Origin of the sequence: Lentzea flaviverrucosa (assembly GCF_003350445.1) — a bacterium.
Classification (GTDB): Bacteria; Actinomycetota; Actinomycetes; order Mycobacteriales; family Pseudonocardiaceae; genus Lentzea; species Lentzea californiensis.
In genome coordinates this window covers 612034-631967 of record NZ_QQAU01000001.1, presented here as the reverse complement: position 1 = coordinate 631967, position 19934 = coordinate 612034, and the positions used below count along the sequence as shown (strand labels likewise).

20 protein-coding genes and 1 tRNA gene are annotated in these 19934 nt (G+C 71.7%); 13 read left to right on the top strand and 8 right to left on the bottom strand.

Features of this window, described 5'->3' with window-relative positions; genetic code table 11:
* Window positions 1–25: 25 nt before the first annotated feature.
* Window positions 26–490, top strand: coding sequence for a hypothetical protein (locus DFR72_RS03085; protein ID WP_177224509.1), 465 nt, complete (start codon window positions 26–28; stop codon window positions 488–490).
* Here the strand turns inward: DFR72_RS03085 and DFR72_RS03080 are convergent.
* From DFR72_RS03080 to DFR72_RS03070, 4 genes are all read right to left on the bottom strand, one after another.
* A complete protein-coding gene (locus DFR72_RS03080) occupies window positions 442–1530 on the bottom strand; it encodes an alanine racemase (protein ID WP_090064135.1) in 1089 nt (362 codons plus the stop codon). The two genes, DFR72_RS03085 and DFR72_RS03080, sit on opposite strands and share 49 nt — an antisense overlap.
* Complete coding sequence (locus DFR72_RS46180; protein ID WP_211335276.1) at window positions 1527–2447, bottom strand: ornithine cyclodeaminase family protein; 921 nt, start codon at window positions 2445–2447, stop codon at window positions 1527–1529. The genes DFR72_RS03080 and DFR72_RS46180 overlap by 4 nt, the downstream gene beginning before the upstream one ends.
* A complete protein-coding gene (locus DFR72_RS46175) occupies window positions 2444–3094 on the bottom strand; it encodes a helix-turn-helix transcriptional regulator (protein WP_211335275.1) in 651 nt (216 codons plus the stop codon). The genes DFR72_RS46180 and DFR72_RS46175 overlap by 4 nt, the downstream gene beginning before the upstream one ends.
* A 93-nt stretch (window positions 3095–3187) precedes the next feature.
* Window positions 3188–3661 carry a group II truncated hemoglobin gene (locus DFR72_RS03070; RefSeq protein WP_211335274.1) on the bottom strand — a complete coding sequence of 158 codons (474 nt, stop codon included), beginning with the start codon at window positions 3659–3661 and terminating at the stop codon, window positions 3188–3190.
* A gap of 62 nt (window positions 3662–3723) precedes the next feature.
* Between DFR72_RS03070 and DFR72_RS03065 the strand changes: the two genes are divergently transcribed.
* The 5 genes from DFR72_RS03065 to DFR72_RS03040 all read left to right on the top strand — a co-directional run bounded on the left by DFR72_RS03065 (window position 3724) and on the right by DFR72_RS03040 (window position 7813).
* Window positions 3724–4041: a winged helix-turn-helix transcriptional regulator gene (locus DFR72_RS03065; protein ID WP_090064136.1), complete on the top strand. Its 318-nt coding sequence runs from the start codon at window positions 3724–3726 to the stop codon at window positions 4039–4041.
* Window positions 4038–5177: a GDSL-type esterase/lipase family protein gene (locus tag DFR72_RS03060; RefSeq protein ID WP_090064137.1), complete on the top strand. Its 1140-nt coding sequence runs from the start codon at window positions 4038–4040 to the stop codon at window positions 5175–5177. The genes DFR72_RS03065 and DFR72_RS03060 overlap by 4 nt, the downstream gene beginning before the upstream one ends.
* Before the next feature lie 127 nt (window positions 5178–5304).
* A tRNA-Ala gene (locus DFR72_RS03050) sits at window positions 5305–5377 on the top strand.
* Window positions 5378–5381: 4 nt separating this feature from the next.
* Window positions 5382–6710 (top strand): SDR family NAD(P)-dependent oxidoreductase, encoded by a 1329-nt coding sequence (locus DFR72_RS03045; protein WP_090064138.1) that lies wholly within the window; start codon window positions 5382–5384, stop codon window positions 6708–6710.
* Window positions 6704–7813 carry a leucine-rich repeat domain-containing protein gene (locus DFR72_RS03040; protein WP_090064139.1) on the top strand — a complete coding sequence of 370 codons (1110 nt, stop codon included), beginning with the start codon at window positions 6704–6706 and terminating at the stop codon, window positions 7811–7813. Before DFR72_RS03045 ends, DFR72_RS03040 begins: the two co-directional genes overlap by 7 nt.
* Before the next feature lie 71 nt (window positions 7814–7884).
* Here the strand turns inward: DFR72_RS03040 and DFR72_RS03035 are convergent, their stop codons facing one another.
* The 3 genes from DFR72_RS03035 to DFR72_RS03025 all read right to left on the bottom strand — a co-directional run bounded on the left by DFR72_RS03035 (window position 7885) and on the right by DFR72_RS03025 (window position 9857).
* Window positions 7885–8838: a hypothetical protein gene (locus DFR72_RS03035; protein WP_090064140.1), complete on the bottom strand. Its 954-nt coding sequence runs from the start codon at window positions 8836–8838 to the stop codon at window positions 7885–7887.
* Entirely contained in the window at window positions 8835–9296 is a 462-nt protein-coding gene (locus tag DFR72_RS03030; RefSeq protein WP_090064141.1) for a hypothetical protein, read from the bottom strand. The genes DFR72_RS03035 and DFR72_RS03030 overlap by 4 nt, the downstream gene beginning before the upstream one ends.
* A gap of 165 nt (window positions 9297–9461) precedes the next feature.
* Complete coding sequence (locus DFR72_RS03025) at window positions 9462–9857, bottom strand: nuclear transport factor 2 family protein (RefSeq protein ID WP_090064142.1); 396 nt, start codon at window positions 9855–9857, stop codon at window positions 9462–9464.
* Window positions 9858–10068: 211 nt separating this feature from the next.
* On the opposite strand from DFR72_RS03025, the gene DFR72_RS03020 reads away from it, so the two are divergent.
* Window positions 10069–13029, top strand: coding sequence for an AfsR/SARP family transcriptional regulator (locus DFR72_RS03020; RefSeq protein ID WP_245982463.1), 2961 nt, complete (start codon window positions 10069–10071; stop codon window positions 13027–13029).
* 17 nt (window positions 13030–13046) lie between these two features.
* On the opposite strand, the gene DFR72_RS03015 is transcribed toward DFR72_RS03020, so the two are convergent.
* Window positions 13047–13277 (bottom strand): hypothetical protein, encoded by a 231-nt coding sequence (locus tag DFR72_RS03015; protein ID WP_090064144.1) that lies wholly within the window; start codon window positions 13275–13277, stop codon window positions 13047–13049.
* A 358-nt stretch (window positions 13278–13635) separates the two neighbouring features.
* Here DFR72_RS03015 and DFR72_RS03010 point away from each other — a divergent pair, with 358 nt between their 5' ends.
* Genes DFR72_RS03010 through DFR72_RS02985 form a run of 6 tightly spaced genes read left to right on the top strand, consistent with a single transcriptional unit; the run spans window position 13636 to window position 19925 of the window.
* A complete protein-coding gene (locus DFR72_RS03010; protein WP_170176101.1) occupies window positions 13636–14892 on the top strand; it encodes an MFS transporter in 1257 nt (418 codons plus the stop codon).
* Window positions 14892–15965, top strand: a complete 1074-nt coding sequence (locus DFR72_RS03005) for a branched-chain amino acid aminotransferase (RefSeq protein WP_090064146.1) — start codon at window positions 14892–14894, stop codon at window positions 15963–15965. The genes DFR72_RS03010 and DFR72_RS03005 overlap by 1 nt, the downstream gene beginning before the upstream one ends.
* 40 nt (window positions 15966–16005) lie before the next feature.
* The gene (locus tag DFR72_RS03000) at window positions 16006–17022 is read left to right on the top strand and encodes an asparagine synthetase A (protein ID WP_090064147.1); all 1017 of its coding nucleotides are present in this window, start codon (window positions 16006–16008) and stop codon (window positions 17020–17022) included.
* Window positions 17019–18290: a glutamate synthase-related protein gene (locus DFR72_RS02995; RefSeq protein WP_090064148.1), complete on the top strand. Its 1272-nt coding sequence runs from the start codon at window positions 17019–17021 to the stop codon at window positions 18288–18290. Before DFR72_RS03000 ends, DFR72_RS02995 begins: the two co-directional genes overlap by 4 nt.
* Before the next feature lies 1 nt (window position 18291).
* On the top strand, window positions 18292–18720 hold the full coding sequence (locus DFR72_RS02990; RefSeq protein WP_090064149.1) for a cobalamin B12-binding domain-containing protein: 429 nt from the start codon (window positions 18292–18294) through the stop codon (window positions 18718–18720).
* Window positions 18717–19925: a methylaspartate mutase gene (locus DFR72_RS02985; RefSeq protein ID WP_090064557.1), complete on the top strand. Its 1209-nt coding sequence runs from the start codon at window positions 18717–18719 to the stop codon at window positions 19923–19925. The genes DFR72_RS02990 and DFR72_RS02985 overlap by 4 nt, the downstream gene beginning before the upstream one ends.
* Window positions 19926–19934 lie beyond the last annotated feature (9 nt).

The window sequence follows — 19934 nt, the reverse complement described above, 5'->3', positions numbered from 1 at the left end:
GCCATCGTGCCAGGGGACCGACTCCGTGCGAGGTGCCTCGGTACACGGCACGTCCGAGGTGCAGGGCGGCTGGCCGGGGTCGGCACTCCCCGGTACGCCGCGGCGGGCTGGGCACACGACCTGTTCCGGGGGGGAGCAGACCCGTCCGCACGGCGACCTGGAGATCGCGGTGCCCGTCTCGGGCCGCGCGGAGGTCCGCGACCGCCTTCCCGGCCACGCCTTCGACGTCGCGTCCGGTGGCCGCGTCTGGTTCGACGCGGGAGCCGACGTGCTGGAGACGACGCACCAGACCTGGGTGCGGGACCCGGCGGCCGGCGACTGGCGGTGCGACGTCTTCCGCGAGCCGCATGACGGTGGTAGGGCCCGCAACGGCTTCGGTCGCTGCGGGAGTGGCTGGACCGCGTGCACCCGGGCCACTCCTGGCTCGGCGCCCTCCAGCGGTCACCAGCCGCGATGCCGGGACCAGACCTCGCCGCCGACCAGGTGGTAGCGGTCGTGCTGGGCGGCCGTCGCGCAGGCGTGGTTGGGCAGGATCCGCAGGCGCGTGCCGATCGGCAGGTCGGGCACCGGCGCGCCGTCCCGCGTGCTCAGGACGCCGTGTTCCTGGCTCGCCCCGGTCATGACGAGGCCGGGGATCAGCGTGCCGCCGGCGTCGGCGACCAGGCCGTAACCCTGGTCGACCGCCTGCGCCTGCGTGCCCCGGTCCCGCGAGGTCGCCATCCAGCCGCCGTCGGTGATCACCCAGTTCCTGTCGCGCTGGTGACCGATCACCGTGACGGCCACGGTGAGGGCCAGGTCGTCGGTGGTGCAGACGCCGATGCCCGCCATGACGAGGTCGAAGAAGACGTAGTTGCCCGCGCGGACCTCGGTGACGCCGGTCAGGTCCTTCGCGGCGTGGGCGGTGGGGGTGGAGCCGACGCTGACGATCTCGCACGGGAGGCCGGTGGCACGCAGGACTTCGGCTGCGGTGACGGCGGTGTCGCGTTCGTTCTGCGCGGCCTGGTGCAGGGCCTCTGGTGTGTAGGCGAAGTAGGACTCACCCGCGTGGGTGAGGACACCGGCGAGGTGGTCGCCGAGGGCGCGGCCGATCTCGGGCAGCGCGGGGTCGGTGGCCGCGACGCCGCCGCGGTGGCCGTCGCAGTCGATCTCGACCAACGCCGGCACGCGCAGGTTCTCCTTGCGTGCGAACGAGGTCACGGCCTCGGCCTGGGCGAGCGAGTCGAGCAGGACGGTGAGCCGAACGCCGCGTCGGAGGAGTTCGGCCACGCGCGGCAGCTTGTGCGGGGCGATGCCCACGGCGTACAGGACGTCCCGGTAGCCGGCGTCGGCGAAGTGCTCGGCCTCGGCGAGCGTCGACACGGTGATCGGTCCGCCCGCGTGCACGCGCTGCGCGACCTCGACCGACTTGGACGTCTTGACGTGCAGGCGCAGTGGGACGCCGAGCGCGGCCAGGTGGTCGCGCAGCCGTGCCGCGTTGCGGTCCAGCCGGTCGGTGTCCAGCACGGCGAACGGGGTGTCCACAGTGGTCACTCGGAGGCTCCTGACGAGAGGCGGCGCAGCAGGGCGGCGGCCAGGGTGAGGTCCTGCAGGGCGAAGCCGGAGCTGTCGAACACCGTGATCTCCTCGGGCGACCTCCGGCCCGTGGCGGCACCGGCGAGCACCGCCCCGAGCGCGACGGGCGTCGCGGACCCGGCGTGCTGGAACTCGCCGATCGCACGCGACTGTTCCGGCAGGTCGCAGAACAGCGACGCGCGGCCGTACAGCGCGACGGGCAGTTCCTGCTTGCCCGGACCGTCGGCGCCCATGGCGGAGATGTGCGTGCCGGGCGTGACCCAGTTCGCGTCGAACAACGCCTGCTGTGCCGTGGTGGCCGTGACGAGCACATCCGCCGCGGAGACTCCGGCTTCGGCATCGGCGAGTTCGGCCGGCAGACCGGTCTGCGCGGTCACGGCGGCGGCGAACTCCAGCGCCGCGTCAGCGCGTCGGCCGACGACGAGCACTCGTTCGATCGGGCGCACCCGGCTGACCGCACGCACCTCGTGCAGCGCCTGGTGACCGGTGCCGATGATGGTCAGCGTCCGGGAATCCTTGCGCGCCAGCGTGTCCACGGCCAACGCGTCGGCGGCGGCCGTGCGGTGGGCGTTGGCGGCCGCCGCCTCGACCACGGCGCTGAGCCGTCCGGTGGCCGGGTCGAGCAGCACGATCGTGGAACTGTGGCGAGGGAGATCGGTGTTGTCCGGCCAGAAGCTGCCGATCTTCACCCCGGCGAGCTCGCCCGCGGAACCGGACTTGAGGGTGAACCTGGTGTGCGGCAAGGAGGTGTGCCCGATCACCACGGGGAACGTCGAACCCGTCCTGGTGGCGAGGAACGCCTCCCTCGCCGCCTCCAGCGCCAGGTCGTCGTCGACGAGCGCCGCCGACTCGGCTTCGCTGATGAAGGTGGTCACGGCTTGTCCTTCTTGAGTTCGGAGAGGTCGTTGTAGAGGCCGGTGCGGGAGATGCCGAGCCGCTTCGCGATGCGGGCGGGGGCGCCGCGCAGGCTGAACACCCCTGCCTCGTTCAGCGACCGGACGAGCACCAGCCGTTCGTCGCGCCCCAGTGCCGTCACGGGTACCGCGTGCGCGCGTTCGGCCCGCTCGATCAGCGACTCGACCACCTGGTCCAGGTCGCCGGAGAAGTTGGTCGTCGCGCTGATCTCCTGCGCCGGCGACAACCCGAGCAGGTCCGACAGCACGCCGGTGGCGCGGTTGATGGCCGACACGTCGATGTTGATGCACAACGCGCCGATGAGCGTCCCGTCGACGTCGCGCAACGGCAGCGTCGTGCACTTGAGCACCCGCCCGTCCTGCGCGCGGGTGAGGTAGCCGACCTCGTTGCCGGCGCCGGCTCCCGCGGCGAGCACCCGCAGCCCGATCTCGCTCATCGCGTCGCCGGGCACGCGTCCGGTGACCGACCCCGCGACCGCGACGACCGACCGTTCCGGGTCGCGGTAGTCGTGCAGCACGACCTCGCAGCTGCGGCCGAAGGTCGCCGCGATGCCGTCGAGCACGGGTGCCAGCGCGGCGAACACGGCGTCCGCGGTGGTGTCCGGCACGTTCGACCTCCTGTTCTGAACGAAGTGTCACGTTCTGAACAAACTGTCTCATGAAGGTGCCGTCAGTGCGGTGTGGTGCTCGCCACGGAGGGCTCAGGGAGCGAGGTACGGCGGCGCCTCGCCCCAGCCCCACTTCGGCACCGGCGCCCCGTGGAACGGCGTGGCGTCCGCCGCGGAGTTCTGCACCGCGAGCCGGGTGCCCCACTCCAGGTAGGACACGAACGCGGCACGGAACTCCGGGTCGTCCGGCAGCGCCACCTCGTCCGCCGCGTCCATGATCAGGTTCAGCCAGCGGCGGCGCTGCTCCTCGGTGATGGCCCGGCCGAGGTGCTGGGAGAGCATGAACTCGTAGCCGCCGCGTTCCCCGGTGTACGCGGCCGGCCCGCCGAACACCTCGCCCAGCCACAGCGCCACGTACCGCGCGTGGCCGGGGTCCATGCCGGCGAACACCGGCGCGAGCAGCGCGTCGTCCGCGACCCTGCGGTAGAACGCCTCGGTCAGCCGGAGCAGCGCCTCCGCGCCCCCGGCCCACGTGTAGAGAGAAGGTGTTGACTGGTCGTTGATCACGACGCCACTCCAGCAGCACGCGAAATGCCCGGCAAGTACGCACTTTTCGGTGAGGAGCGCCGATGTACAACTGCCCGGTCGAGCTGGCCCTCGACGTCATCGGCGGCAAGTGGCGCGCGGTGATCCTCGCGCACCTGAAGCAACGGCCGCACCACTACGGCGACCTGCGCCGCAAGGTGCCCGGGATCAGCGAGAAGATGTTCGTGCAGCGGTTGCGCGAACTGCAGGAGTCGGGCCTGGTGGCGCGGACCGAGGTGCCTCCGCACGTCGAGTACTCGCTCACCGACGAGGGCCGCAGCCTCGGCCCCGCCCTGCAGGCCCTCTACGACTGGGGTGTCGGGCGCGCCGCCCGCACCGGTGCGAGCATTGTGGGCACATGATCACCACACCTCTGACCGACGAGCTCGTGCGTGGCGCCGCCGAACTGGAGGCCACGGCACGTGGCGTGCGCCCGCATCGCCTGCCCGCCCGGGTGCGCGAACGCTTCCCCGACCCGCAGCTGATGACCGCGGAGAGCAGGCCTTCCGGCGTGCGCCTGGTGCTGGCCACCGAGGCCCGCACGATCGAGCTGGTCCTGCACCCGAGCTCGGTCTCCTACAGCGGCGTCGAGCGGTTGCGGGGCAGCGTCGACCTGGTGGTCGACGGAGAACTGGTCGCCGGCGAGCAACTCGACGGCGGCGACCACGCCGAGCTCGACGTGCGGACCGGGGCACGCGAGTTCCGCGAGGGCCCGCCGTTCACCGCGCGGTTCTCCGGTCTCGCCGCCGGCGACAAGGTCGTCGAGATCTGGCTGCCCCACAACGAGGTGGTGGACCTGGTCGCACTGCGCACGGACGCTCCGGTGCGTCCGGCCGGCGCGGACCGCCGAATCTGGCTGCACCACGGCAGTTCGATCAGCAGCGGGTCCAACGCGGCCACACCGGCCCGCATCTGGCCCGCGGTCGCCGCCCGCCGCGGTGGGGTCGAGCTGCACAACCTCGGCTTCGGCGGCAGCGCGCTGGTCGACCCGTTCGTCGCGCGGGTCATGAGGGACCGCCCCGCTGACCTGATCAGCGTCAAGTTCGGCATCAACGTCGTGAACTTCGACGTCATGCGGCTGCGCGCCTTCGTGCCGGCCGTGCACGGCTTCCTGGACACGATCCGCGACGGCCACCCCACCACGCCGCTCGTGCTGATGTCGCCGATCTTCTGCGGCGCCTACGAGGACACACCGGGACCGGGCGGCATGGACCTGGAGGCCCTCGGCGCGGGCAAGATCGTCTTCACCGCCACCGGCCCGCACGGCGACGCGCCGCAGCTGACGTTGCGGATCATCCGCGAGGCACTGGCGTCGCTCGCCGAACGCCGCGAGGACGACCCGAACCTGCACTACCTGGACGGCACGCGCCTCTACGGCGAGCAGGATGCCGCCACGCACCCGCTGCCCGACGCCCTGCACCCCGACACGGCCACGCACGAACTGATCGGCGAGCGCTTCGCGCGGTACGCGTTCGCCGGACCGTTCGCTGCCCGGTAGGGACGTCCCCTGGGACGGAGGACGCGCTGGTTAGGATGACGCCAATGCCGGGGTCGTAGCGCAGAGGCAGTCGCTCCGGACCCAATCCAGAACACGCCGGTTCGAATCCGGCCGCCCCGGCAGGCCAGGTCCCGTAGCGCAGAGGCAGTCGCGCCACCTTTGCAGGGTGGAACACGCCGGTTCGAATCCGGCCGGGACCACACCATGACGGACAGGACCACCGAAGCCGATCTCGCGACGTTCCACGAGGCCGTCGCGCGGTTGCGCGCGCTTGCGGCCGACGATCCGGTGCGGCTCAAGGCGGAACGGGTCGCCGAGTCGTTCGCGCGTGAGGGCAGGAAGAGCCGCAGGAAGGTGCGCGAGGCGGAGCACGCCCTGGCCGATGCCGCCGTCGACGCCGCGTCCGCCACGGGTGCGCTGGACCGCCGTGAGGACGCGCCGCTGCCGCCGGTCGAGGACGCGCGGGAACTGGAGCTGGCGCGCGCCCGCCGTTGTTATGCGTGCAAGGAGTTCTACCGGCGCGCCGACGCGTTCTACCACCGGCTGTGCCCGGCGTGTGCGCGGGAGAACACCGAGCGCCGCACCGCGCGCACCGACCTGACCGGACGGCGGGCGCTGCTCACCGGCGGGCGGGTCAAGATCGGGTTCCAGGTGGCGCTGATGCTGCTGCGGGACGGGGCCGAGCTGCTCGTCACGACCAGGTTCCCGCAGGACGCCCGGCGGCGGTTCGAGGAGGCTCCCGGCAGTGCGGAGTGGCTGCACCGGGTGACGGTCGTCGGCATCGACCTGCGTGATCCGCGGCAGGTGCTCGGGCTCACCGAGTCGTTGCGCGAGGACGGCCGGCCGCTCGACGTGCTGGTCAACAACGCGGCGCAGACCGTGCGCCGGCCGCCGGAGTCGTACGCGGCGTTGATCGCCGGCGAGGGCGGTGCACAACCGCACAACGCCCTGCTGGCGCCCGGTTTCAGCCCGATGCTGGCGTTGGAGCAGAACAGCGGCGCGCTGGCGCTCGCGGAGATCGACGAGGCCGGGCTGCTGCCGGACACGGCGCCGGTCAACTCGTGGTCGGCCAGGGTCGGCGAGCTCGACGCGGCCGAGGTGCTGGAGACGCAGCTGGTCAACGCGCTCGCGCCGACGTTGTTGTGCGACCGGTTGTTGCCCTTGCTGCTCGCGTCGCCGCATCCGCGCCGGTACGTCGTCAACGTGACCGCTGTGGAGGGCCGGTTCGCCGTGCGGAACAAGACTTCCGGTCATCCGCACACGAACATGGCGAAGGCCGCGCTCAACATGCTGACCCGCACGAGTGGGCCCGACCTCGCGGAGCAGGGCGTCTACATGTGTTCCGTCGACACCGGCTGGATCACCGACGAGAACCCGGCGCCGAAGAAGGCGCGACTGGCGGAGGTCGGTTTCCGCACGCCATTGGATGTCGTGGACGGTGCGGCACGGGTCTACGACCCGATCGTGCGGGGCGAGGCGGGAGAGCCGTTCGCCGGGGTGTTCCTGAAGGACTACCGGGAGGCGGCGTGGTGAACTCGCTGGAACCGCTGCTGGCCTGGCTGCGCACCGGGACGACCGCGGTGCAGCGGCTGGACTTCCCGACCGGCACCGCGCTTCCCGACGGCAGGCTGGACCTGTGCAAGCAGGACCTCGGGCCCGGTGGTGCGGCGCTGGTGGCGCAGGCGTTGCGGCCCGGCGTGGTCAAGCACCTGCTGCTGGGCACCGGCGGTCTCGGCGACGGCGCGGCCGAGGTGGCGGGGGAGGCGGTGCAGCGCGAGGTCGAGACGCTCTACCTGGGCTGCAACGGGATCACGGCCGGTGGCGCGTGCCGCATCGCGGACAACCTGCGGATGTCGCCGCAGGCGAGCCGCGTGACCGGTATCTGGCTCAAGCGCAACCCGATCGGCGACGGTGACGCGGCGGCCGGCCTCGTCGAGTCCGCCCGGTCGTTGCGCACGCTCGACCTCGTCCAGACCGGCCTCGACGCCGCCGCCGTGCAACGGCTGGTGGCAGCCATGATCACCGCGGCGGCCGCGAACAGGCCCGTGGAACGCCTTTACCTCGGCGGAAATCCGCTCGGCCCGGCCGGCGCGACGCACCTGGCGGCGTTGCTGGCCGCCGAAGCGGTGAGCGAGCTGTACGTGTCCGCGGCGGGGCTGGGCGACGACGGTGCGCGCACCGTCGCCGACGCACTCGTCCCCGGCCGGCTGCGGCGGATCTCGCTGGCCAGCAACGGAATCGGCCCGCAGGCCGCCGCCCGCCTGGTGGCCGCGGCGGCGACCGCGGGCGTCGAGGTGTGCGATCTCGGCCGGGTCAAGGCCGCCGGGGTGCTGGGTGCCGAGGACAACCGGCTGGACGCCCAGGCCACGACGGCCATCGCGGACGCGCTGGCGGAGCGGCCACATCGGTTGCGGCACCTGGTGCTGAGCAACACCGGCCTCGGCAGCCAGGCCGCCCACCGGCTGCTCGACGGTGCCCAGCGCGCCGCGACACCCACCCGTTTCGTGCTGGGCAAGGGAGTCGCGGGCAGCATCCGGCGCAGGCTCGACGCGCTGAGTGCCGCGATCCCCGCACGGCCGCCGGTGTCCGCGGACGTGGCGGCGGTGCGCAGCGTGCACCGCCAGCCGGTCGACTGAGCCACGCGCCCTGGTCACAGCGGGGAGCACCGCAGACGGCGCAGCGCGGGCGCGCCGGATTTCCCGCGCGCTCACCGCCGGACGTCCGAGCAGTGCCCGACCACCCGGTCGTACTCGGCGGCGAGCGTTTCGTCGGATGGCCGGTCGCCGTACGCGTGCAGCGAGTCCCGGATGTCGGCGAGCAGGCGGTAGCGGATGAGCTTCGTGGCCGCGTCGAGCCACGGCTTGATCCGGTCGGGCTTTCCCGGCGAGAAGAGGCCGAGCGCGATGTCGCACCAGTGGGGGAGGACCAGATCTTGGGCGACGGCGTCCTGGACGCGCCTGCGGATCGTCGCGCAGGCGGCCTCGTCCGCCTCCTTCGACTGGGCCAGAGCCACTGTCTCCGATCGCCGAGCGCGTACTGCTTCGTCGTGCCTGTGGCGTGCGAGGGCTTCCTCCCCGGTCGGACGCGAGCCACTGGCACGGAACGCCGACCACGTCCGCTTTTCCTTCCGCCACGCACGTTCCGCGCCCTGAGGGAGCTCGGTCATCGCCTGAACAGCCATGATCGCGGCTTCTCGCGATCTGTCCCAGCCCGCGACCTGTTCCTGCGCCTGCTCGAGCTTCGTCTGCAACTGCTGGACCTTCGCTGGGGACACGGGTGCGGCAGCGAGCCTCGCGCGGATCAACTGGACCATCTCGGGAGTGATGTCCGGTTGCCAGGTGTGGAAGTCCGCCCGGGGCAGGTCACCGCTCGACCGCACCTTGCGGCTCAGAGCCCTGACGTCCAGGCGCAGGTTCGCGATCTCCGCGGACTGCGCGTCGAGTCGCTTGTTCGCATTGCCGAGGTTCGTCTCGACCGTCTTGACCTTGTCCAGCACCGACCCGACTGAGTGCTTGCCGACCTTGTCCTCCAGTTCGCGGACTCGCCTGCGGATCTCGTCGATGGTCTTCGACCTGGTGCTCAGCGCGGTGTCGATCGAGCTCAGGCGGCGCTCGTGCTCGTCGATCGTCTCCGTCAGGTCGTGGATCGGGTCGTTCCTCACTTCAGGCACCTCCAGATCCACCAACCGATTCCCGCCAGCACCACCAACGCCGCCCAGCCGCTCAGCAGCGGCGTCGACGCGGCGCCGAGCACAGCGGCGATCCCCGCCCATCCGCGCGCACTCGGTTCCCCGTCGCCGCGCACGGCGGGGTTGATCAGGAGTGCGGCGCCGACGGCAAGGGCCAGCAGGGCAGGCACCACGTTCCACGCGCTGAACCACAGGACCAGCACCACGATCGCGGCCACAGCGGCAGCCGCGCCGAGAACCCGGTTGAGAAGGAGGAACCTGTCCGCATCGATGTCCCGCCGCGTCTTGAGGAGCGCCTCCACCTCGCCATGCAGCTCATCCGAGATCTTGGCCCAATGCGGGTCGTCCGGCGCCGTCGCGATGAACGCGTCGAGCCGTGTTCGAAGCGATTTCTGCCTGGCCACGAGCAGGGAGCGAGGATCATCCGCCATGGCAGAACATGCTCAGGGCCGGGTGTGGTCCCGATCCAGGCCTACCGCGCGGGTTAGGCCGCTTGCCGCTCGACATCACTCGTACAGCCGTTCCGCGGTAGCCAGAGCATGTCCACTTCCAGGCCAGTCCACTGAGGACTCGAAGCCGTCCTCGAGGAACAGGCGTCAGGCTGGAGGCGGCAGGTAGTAGAACCGCCGCCGGCTCAGCAGCAGCGAGTCGTCGGACAGCGTGAAGAAGTCGGCGAAATCGAATTCGCGGGGTTCGAGGCGTTGCCCGGTACCCGGTGGCGAGTAATGGCCGACGGCCACCACGCAATGCCCGTCGCCGATCACCTTGAACAGTTCGTGCGTGCCTGTGGTGGTGCGTGCGAGGTGCAACGCGGCCGCGCGGCCGTGGCAGGCCGGTGCGTCTGGTGTGCGCACCTGCATGTCCTCGTGCAGCAGTGACGCGTAGGCGTCCAGGTCGCCCTCGTCCAGGTACAGGTAGGACAACCGGACGTGGTCGACGCCTGCGGCCAGCGTCGCCGCGCTGGGGGGCGTGCGTCGGCCGTCTCCCGTCATGGCGAACTCCTTCGGGCCGCTCAGAATGCAATGCCCAGAGTTTCATCTGCCGATAACCCAGGCCTATCACGGCGCTTTCCCGCCACTCATCGCCGTGGAAATCCTCCCGGATGACGGGATGATCGAGCATCCGCCGGATATACAAGTACATCCCGGGTTGCATACATTGAAGAAGTCGGTCGCTGGGGGAACACGAGGAGGGGCGGCGGACGTGAGTGCGGTGCTGCGCAGGTCTGGGGATTCGGTGTTGCGGATCCTCGGGCCGATCGAGATCGAGGGGCCCGCAGGGCCGGTGTGGGTGACGCCGGGCCGCCAGCAGGTCGTGCTCGCTCTGCTGCTGATGGAGGCCAACCAGGTCGTCAGCACGGACCAGATCGTGGACACGCTGTGGAACCAGCTCCCCCCGGACACCGCGCGCACCCAGGTGCAGATCTGCGTGTCACGGCTGCGCAAGAAGCTGGCCGACGCGGGTGTCGACCTGCCGATCGTCACGCGGATGCCCGGCTACCAGTTGCTGCTCGGCGGCAACACGCTCGACATGCACGTCTTCGCCGGCAAGCTCGCCGAGGCCAGGGTGCTGGTCAAGGAGGGGCGTGCGGCCGAGGCGGCGAGCCTGCTGCGGTCTGCCGTGGCGTTGTGGCGCGGTCCATGTCTGAGCGGACTGCCGAACCCCGCGTTGCGCGCCCGCGCGTTGCGGCTGGACGAGGACCTGCTGACCGCGACCGAGGACTACCTCGAACTGGAACTGGACCTCGGCCGCCACCACCAGATCGTCGGTGAGGTCGCCCGTCTCGTCCAGGAACACCCGATGCGCGAACGGATGCGTGCCGTGCTGATGCTCGCGCTGCACCGCGCGGGCAGGCCCGGCGAGGCGCTGGAGGTGTTCCGGACGGGCCGGCACCTGCTGGTCGAGGAACTGGGCCTGGAGCCGGGGGAAAAGTTGCGGCTGCTGGAGTCCGCGATCCTCGCCGGGGACACCATCGGCGGCCGGCCCGAGCAGGGCCCGCCCGTTCCTCCGCCCGCGCCCAGTTTCGAACGGCCGCGCCAGCTGCCCGCCGACACCGCGGACTTCATCGGCAACGAGGCCCTGATCCGCACCGCCGAGGCCGTGCTCGTCGGCGGTGACCGGAGAGCCGTGGGCGTGGTGGTGGTCATCGGCAGACCGGGCAGCGGCAAGACGACCGTCGCCGCCCACATCGGCCACCGCGTCGCCGACCGGTTCCCCGATGGCCAGCTGTACTGCGACCTGCGCGGCACCCGTGAGGAGCCGACCGCCGCGGCCGACGTGCTCGGACGGTTCCTGCTGGCGCTCGGCATCCCCGGCACGGTCATCCCGATGGGCCTGGACGAGCGCGTCGAGATGTACCGGACGTTGATGGCCGAACGCCGCACGCTCGTGGTGCTGGACGACGCGTCCGCCGAGAGCCAGGTGATCCCGCTGCTGCCCGGCAGCAACACGTGCGCCGTGCTGGTGACCAGCCGGTCGCGGCTCACCGGCGTGCCGGGTGCGCGTCAGGTCGAGGTGGAGGTCTTCGACGCGGCGCAGTCGCTCGACCTGCTGGGCCGGGTGATCGGCGCCGAACGGGTGGCACGGGAGTCCGAGGCCGCCGCGGCACTCGTGCGGACCGTCGGCGGGCTGCCGCTGGCGTTGCGGATCATCGCGGCACGGCTGGCGGCCCGGCCGCACTGGTCGCTCGCCTCGATGGTGCACCGGCTGGCCAGCGAACGGCACCGGCTCGACGAGCTGGCGCACGGCGAGATGACCATCCGGGCGAGCCTTTCCTTGACCCACAACGGAATGGACCGGCGTTCGGCGACGCTCTTCGGCCTGCTCGGCCTCGCCGAGGGCCCGGAACTGCCCGGCTGGGTCGCGGGCGCGGTGCTCGACGACGACTCCCGCTACCCGTCGGATCTGCTGGAACCGCTGGTGGACGTGCAGATGCTGGACGTGACCACGGTCGAACGCACCGGCGAGTTCCGCTACCGCTACCAGGACATCGTGCGGCTGTTCGCCCTCGAGAAGCTCAACGCCGAGGTGTCGCCGGACATGCGGCGGCGTGCGGTGGAACGTCTCCTCGGCGGATGGCTGGCATTGGCGGAGCAGGCCCACCGCTCCATCTACGGCGGCGACTACGCGGTGCTGCACGGCACCTCGATGCGGTGGCTGCCGCCGTCGACGTACGTCCAGCAGGTGGCAGCCGACCCGCTGGAGTGGCTGGACGGCGAGCAGGCCAACCTGTGCGCGGCGATCTCCCAGGCCGCGGACGCCGGGTTCGACGAGGCCTGCTGGGACCTGGCCGTCACCGCCGCGACGCTGTTCGAGTCGCACGGTTACCTGGACGACTGGGAGAAGACGCACGAGAAAGCGTTGCAGGCCACCCGTGCCGCCGGGAACGCCCGCGGCACGGCGGCGGTGCTGAGCTCACTGGGGACGTTGCACATCAACCGCGGCCAGACCGCCCGCGCGCACGAGGCGCTGACGACGGCACTGGCGACGTTCCAGGAACTGGACGACCCGCGCGGACTCGCGCTCTGCCGCCGCGACCTCGGGCTGCTCGCGCGCTGGGCGGGGGACGACGACGAGGCGCTCGTCCTCTACGCGGACGCGATGCGCGACCTGGACCGGGCGAAGGACCTCGTCGGCAGGGGCATCGTGCTGACGCACCAGACGGACGTCCTGTGCCGGCGCGGCCGGACGGACGAGGCCACGGCACAGCTGCTCGAAGCGATCATGATCTTCGAGGGAGCGGGCTACCGCAACGGGATCCCGCACGCGCTGCGGCGGATCGGCCAGGTGCAGGTGCGGGCGGGCAGGGACCACGACGCGCTCGTCACGTTCACGCGGGTGCTCGGCATGGTGCGGGAGAGCCGCGACGTGATCGGGGAAGGGCACCTGCTGCGCAACCTCGGTGAGGTGAACGCGAGGCTCGGCCGTGATCGCGAGGCGCGGGCGTACTTGGAGCAGGCACTGGCGGCGCGGGAGCGGATCATGGACCTCGTCGGCGCCGCGGCGATCCGGGTGGACCTGGCGCCGGTGCTCGCTCGCCTCGGTGACTCGAACCGGGCGTCGGAGCTCGTGCTGCACGCGGTGCAGATCTTCGGAGACCGGGGGATGGAGCGGGAGCGGGTGGCGGCCGAGGAGGCGCTCACCGTTCTGACGGCAGGGCGTTAGGTGTCGAAGACGGAGCTTTAGTTCCAGGGGTTGCTGTCGGCGGGCACACCGTTCCAGGGGTTGCTGTCGGCCGGCGCGCCGTTCCACGGGTTGCTGTCGTCCTGCACCGAGTTCCACGGGTTGCTCTCCGCCGCGACGTGCGAGGGGGCGGCCGGCACGTCCGTGCCCACGATCGCGGCACCCAGACCGAACACGAGGGCGGCACCGGCGACGGTGGTGGCGATCCGGGTGAACGCGGCGTGCGTCATGAGATTCTCCTCAGGTGTTCGGTGCGAGATTTCAGCGGCTATTTCCGGCTGATGTCCAAAACGCTATTGGCTGCGGCATTCCCGCCCCTATCTCGTCGGCAATCCCGGCGCTATCGCGACCGGCAGCTTTGTCCGATGGGCGATAGGGGGCGTTAAAACAGCAGCTCAGGGCGTTTCTGCTCGCGTTGGGCAACGAGGTTCAGGGCGATTTGTCCGAGCGGATTGCTCTGAGATGCCGCCGGGATAGCGGGATATCCGAGATTGGTGCCTGTCCAGCCACGGCAGCGCAGGAAAACCGTCTCGGAGGAATGATGTCCGCCAGCGATCATCGACCGACAGTCCCCGCCGGGATCCTCCGGTGACCGCGGTGCCCGAGGTGGACGACCCCGGGGTGACGACCGAGGCCCCGCGCTCCCTGTGGCGTGACCGCCGGGCGTTGGGCTGGGCGTTCGCCACCGGCGTCTCGGCGGTCGGCGACGAGATCTGGTACGTCGCCCTCGCGTTCACCGCCGCCCAGCTCGGCAACGCCGCACTGGCCGGCCTGGTCCTGGCCTGCGCCACCATCCCGCGTGCTCTGCTGACGATCCTCGGCGGCGCGCTCACCGACCGCTTCGACGCACGCCGCATGATGATCGGCGCGGACCTGGCGCGGATCGTCGTGCTGGCGGGAGCACTGCTGGCGCTCGCCGCGACCGGCGTGTCCGCGGGCCTGCTCATGGTCGTGGGCCTGCTGTTCGGTGTGGCGGACGCGTTCTACGGACCCGCGTCCGGCGCGTTCCCCCGGCAGCTGGTGCGCAGGACCGAACTGGTCAGGCTGTCGGCGTTGCGGCAGCTGCTCGACCGGCTGGCCGGCGTGCTCGGCGCACCGCTGGGCGGTCTGGTGCTCGTGGCGTGGGGACTGGGCGGCGCGATGCTGCTCGACCTCATCTCGTTCGCGGTGGTCCTCGTGGTGCTCGTCGCGGTCCGGCCGCGGTGGCCGCTGGCGCGGTCCACCGGGAGCACGGTCCGCACCGACATCCGCGACGGACTCAACTACCTGAGGCTCACACCGAAGGTCCGCGACCTCGTGATCACGTTGTCCGGCCTCAACGTCTTCGTCAGCCCGGTGGTCGCGGTCGGGCTCGCACTGCACGCCGTCGGCAGCGGCTGGGGCGGGGTCGGCCTGGGCTGGCTGACCGCCGCGATGGGCGGCGGTGCCGCGATCGGCACCCTCATCGTCCTGAAGTGGCGCCCGGAACGACCGCTGCGCGCCGCCGTGCTGCTGTTGTTCGGTCAGGCCGCGTCACTCGCCCTCGTCGGCAACGCCGGTTACGCGGCGACGCTCGGCGGGATGGTCGTGGTCGGTGTCGTCGCGGGACTGGCCTCACCGATGTTGTCCGGCGCCTTCCAGGCGACCGTCGACGAGGAGTACATCGGCCGGGTCGGCTCCGTGCTCTCGCTCACCGACGACGCGCTGATGCCTCTCACCATGGTCGGTTTCGGCCTCCTCGCCCAGCTCCTGGGCCTCGGTACCGCCGCACTGCTGTTCGCCGGCGGCTTCATCGCGCTGCTCCTCTACGCCCTTTCCCGCCCACACGTGCGGGACCTGCGGATCCCGGACGAAAGGAACTCCTGATGACCACGCAGCTCAGCTCGCCCGCCACCAGCAACCCTGGCCACGGCGACGCTTTCACCGACCACATGGTCAGCCTCTCCTGGAACGCCGTCGACGGCTGGCACGACCGCCGCGTCGGCCCGCTGGAGCCGCTCCCGCTGCACCCGGCGACGATCGGCCTGCACTACGCCCAGGTGATCTTCGAGGGACTCAAGGCCCACCGCGGCCCCGACGGCTCGGTGTCGGTGTTCCGCCCGGACCGCAACGCGCTGCGGTTCCAGAGCTCCGCCCGCCGGCTCGCGATGCCGGAGCTGCCGGTCGAGGACTTCCTGACCGCGATTGACGACCTGGTGCTGCTCGACGGCGCCGGACTGCCCGACGACCCGTCGATCAGCCTCTACCTGCGGCCGCTGATGTTCGCGACGGACCCGAACCTGATGCTGCGCCCGTCCGACGAGTACCGGTTCCTGCTGATGGCGTTCGTCGCCGGCGGCTTCTTCGGCGTCAAGGCCCTCGAACCGGTCTCGGTGCTGATCAGCCGCGAGCACAGCCGCGCCGTGCTGGGCGGCACCGGCGACGTCAAGTGCGCCGCGAACTACGGCCCGTCGTTCGTCGCGCAGAACCTCGCCCGCCAGGCGGGGTGCCAGCAGGTCGTGTGGCTCGACGCCGCCGAGCACCGGTGGGTCGAGGAGATGGGCGGCATGAACCTGTTCTTCGTGCGCCGCACCGGTTCCGGCACCGAGGTCGTCACGCCCGGACTGACCGGCACGCTGCTGCCCGGCGTCACGCGCGAGTCGCTGCTCGTGCTCGCTGCCCGGCTCGGCCACACCGTCCGCGAGGAGCGGATCTCGGTGGACCAGTGGCGCGAGGAGTGCGCGGCGGGCCTGATCACGGAGGTCTTCGCCTGCGGCACGGCGGCCGTGGTGACCCCGGTCGGCACCGTGCGCGACCGCGACGGCGACTGGGTGATCGGCGACGGCACCGCCGGACCGGTGACCCGCGAGCTGCGCCAGGCGCTGGTCGACACCCAGCGCGGCGTCCTGCCCGACCCCGGCGGCTGGCGGCGCGTGATCGTCCCCGCGTCCGGCCTCTGACCGTCCCGATCACGGAAAACCAAGGGTGGGGAAGAAAAACATGGAGCACGCAACGAGTGTCGTGATCGAGCCTGCCGCCGACCGGCGTCCGCCGCCACTGGCCGAGCACCTGAACTCGGACGTCACCAGGGCCGCGATGCTGATCCAGCAGGAGGTGCTCGGCGCCGCCAGGGCCTTCCTGCGCGGTGAGGGTTTCGTCGAGATGCTGCCGCCGGTGATCGGCCCGGTGACCGATCCGGGAGCCCGCGGTTCCAAGCAGGTCGACGTCGACTACTACGGCCACAAGTACAAGGTCATGAGCAGCGGCATCCTCTACAAGCAGGCCTCGCTGCTGACGTTCGAGAAGCTGTTCTACATCGCGCCCAACGTCCGGGCCGAACCGGTCGAGACCTGCAACACCCAGCGCCACCTCGCGGAGTTCCACCAGATCGACGTGGAGATCGCGAACGGCACCCGCGCCGACGCGATGGGCGTGGCGGAACGGCTGCTGACCTACGTCGTGCGGCACGCGCTGACCGCGGTGCCCGAGCAGTTCGAGCTCCTCGAGCGCGACCCGCTGGCGTTCGCCTGGCTGCTGTCCGGACCGTTCGGCGTGCTCAGCCACCGCGAGGCGGTCGACGAGCTGCACCTGCTCGGCCACCCGCAGAGCCCGGACGCCGAGATCGCCTGGACCGGCGAAGAACTGTTGTCGCGGCAGAAGGACCGCCCGTTCTTCGTCACCGACTACCCGAAGGGCTCGCGCGGTTTCTACGACCGGGAGAGCACCACCGAACCGGGCCGGCTGCGCAACTTCGACCTGCTCGCGCCCGAGGGCTACGGCGAGCTGGTCAGCGGCAGCGAACGCGAGTCGGACTACGCCACGATCGTCACGCGGATGCGCGAGACCGGGGAGAACCCGGCGAAGTACCGCTGGTACCTCGACGTCATGCGCCAGGGCGTGCCGCGCAGCGCCGGGTTCGGGATGGGCCTGGAGCGGCTCACCCGGTTCCTCACCGGGCTGGACGCGGTGTGGCAGGTCAACGCGTACCCGAAGGTGCCAGGGGAGATGGCACCGTGAGGGCGGGCGGGTTCCCCGAGGAACAGGTGCGGGCGCGTGCCCGCACCGGTGCGGCGGAGGCGTTCCCTCCCGTCGAGTCCTACGGCCACGAGGTGTTCGGCCAGAACGCCTCCGGCGAGGCACAACCGGCGGACGAGCTCGACACGGCCAGGCTGGTGCCGCCGGTGTTCATGCCGCTGCGGCTGGAGAAGCTGATCGACCTCGGCCGCGAGCCGCTGCAGTCCGATGTGGACCTGACGACCGCGGTCGGCGGCTTCACCTCGGCACTGCCGGTGTTCCTGTCCGCGTTCGGTTCCACGCGGATCGGCAGCTCCGAGGTGTCGGTCGCGGCCAGCAGGCAGGCGGGTGCGCTGGGCATCCCGATGGTGATCGGCGAGAACGTCGTGCCCGTCACCGGGTACCGGCGCGAGCCGGACGCCACCACCGGGATGCTCGCCAGGGTCCGCGCCTACCTCGACGAGGCCGGCCCGTCGCTCGGCGGGGTCGTGGTGCAGCAGAGCACCGAGGACGCGGACGCGGAGGTGTGGAACCTCGTCTACAGCGATCCCGCCGCGGAACCGCTGCTCGCCAGCGGAAGGCTGGGCTTCGAGCTCAAGGTGGGCCAGGGCGCGAAGCCCGGACTCGGCGGCCTGACCGTGCTCGACCGCGCCACGGCCGCACGGGTGTCCGAGCAGTTCGCCATCGACGACCTGTGGTCCGGTCCCGGTGTGCTGCGCTCGGGCAGCCCTGGCACGTTCACCGACGAGATCCTGCGCCAGCAGATCCGGTTCATGCGCAACAACTTCCCGCGCGCCCGGATCTGGGTGAAGCTGCACCCCGGCCGGGACGTGGCGCAGGCCGCGGCGTGTGCGTGGGAGGCCGGCGCGGACGCGGTGACCGTGGACGGCGCCGAGGGTGGCACCGGGTGGGCGCCGCGCGCGTTCCTCGACCACGTCGGACTGCCGCTGGCCGAGTGCCTGCGGCGGATCGGCACGCCGCCCGGCTGCCTGCTGGCCACCGGCCGCATGTGGGAGGGCGGGCGCGCGGTCAAGGCGCTCGCGCTCGGGGCCACCGCCGTCGGGCTCGGCCGTGCCGCGCTCACCGCCGTGGACACCGATCCCGAACACGGCCTGCGCAGGCTCGTCGAGTGCCTCGCCTTCGAGGTCCAGCTGCTCACCAGCGCGCTGGGCAAGTACACCCCTGCCGCGTTGAGCGGCGAGGACGTCTGGTTCCCCGGCCGGTCCGGTGCCGCCGACCCCGCACCCCGTCATCGAGAAAGCCTCACCTGACATGAACAACCTGGTCCTGCTGTCCGGAACCGCCTCGGACTCGCACACCTGGAACCTCGTCTACCTCCAGCTGCTGCTGGAGGAGGCGGGACACCGCGTGATCAACCTCGGCGCGTGCGTGCCGCCCGTGCTGCTCGCCGACGAGTGCGAGGCCGAACAGCCCGATCTCGTCGTCCTCAGCACGGTCAACGGACACGGCTACCAGGACGGGCCGCGCGCACTCGCCGAGCTGCGCAGCCGGCCCGGCCTCGTGGCCATGCCGGTCGTCATCGGCGGCAAGCTCGGCACCGGCGGCCCGGAGCCCGTGCAGGCGAATGCCCTGCGGGCAGCGGGTTTCGCCGAGGTCTTCGACGACGACACGGCCATCACGCGGTTCCGGGAGTTCATCACGACGAACGCGTTGTGCCGCACGGCGGGCACGGCGTCATGACCGGGTTCGCGGACGCGGTCGCGCGGGCCGCGGCCGCGGGCAGGCTGGTGGTGCAGCCCCGCATGGGCATGGCGTCTCCGCTGGAGATGCGGGCCGGGCTGCTGGCGGTGCGCGGTGCCGGTGCCACCACGGTCGGCACCCTCACCGTCGACAGCTACACCAGGGTCGGCGACCACCGGGCGGCGCTGACGGCGTTGCACGACGGCGCCCGCCTCAACGGCTACCCGATCGTCTCGCACCACCCGGACACCACGCGGGCCGTGCTGGACGGGCTGACCGGGTTCCCCGTGCAGGTGCGGCACGGATCCGCCGACCCGCGCGCCATCTTCGGCGCGCTGGCGGCGGCCGGGCTGGACGCGACCGAGGGCGGGCCGGTGTCGTACTGCCTGCCCTACAGCCGCAAACCGCTGCGCGACTCGGTCGAGCACTGGACCGAGGCGTGCGAGAACTTCTCCGGCCACCTGGAGACCTTCGGCGGCTGCATGATGGGCCAGCTGTGCCCGCCGGGCCTGCTGGTCGCCCTCAGCGTCCTGGAGGCGGTGTTCTTCCGCTTCCACGGAGTGCGGAGCGTCTCGCTGAGCTACGCGCAGCAGACCAACGCGGACCAGGACGCCGAGGCGATCCGCGCCCTGCGCGTGCTCGCCGCCCGCTTCCTGTCCGATGTGGACTGGCACGTCGTGGTCTACGCGTACATGGGCGTGTTCCCGCGCACGCCGGCCGGGGCGCGGCTGCTGAACGACAACGCCGCCCGGCTGGCCGTCCGGGCGGGCGCCGAGCGGCTGATCGTCAAGACCGTGGCCGAGGCGCACCGCATCCCCACCGTCGCCGAGAACGTCGACGCCTTGGAGAGCGCCGCCGAGGCCGCGGCACTGGCCGAGCCCGAACAGTCCTTCGTGGACACCGGCGTGCTGGCCGAGGCGACGGCGCTCGTCGAGGCGGTGCTCGAACTACCGGGCGATCCCGGTGAGGCGCTGCTCGCCGCGTTCCGGCGCGGCCTGCTCGACGTGCCGTACTGCCTGCACCCCGACAACGCGGGCCACTCCCGCAGCCACATCGACGACGCCGGCCGGCTGCGGTGGTCGTCCGTCGGCGCCATGCCGATCCCGCGGTCCTCGGTGGACCGCTCCGGCCCGGCACCGGACTCGGCGAGCCTGCTCACCGCCCTGCACCGCGTCGCGCACCTGCACGACGCCCGAACCCACTGAGGAGACGAG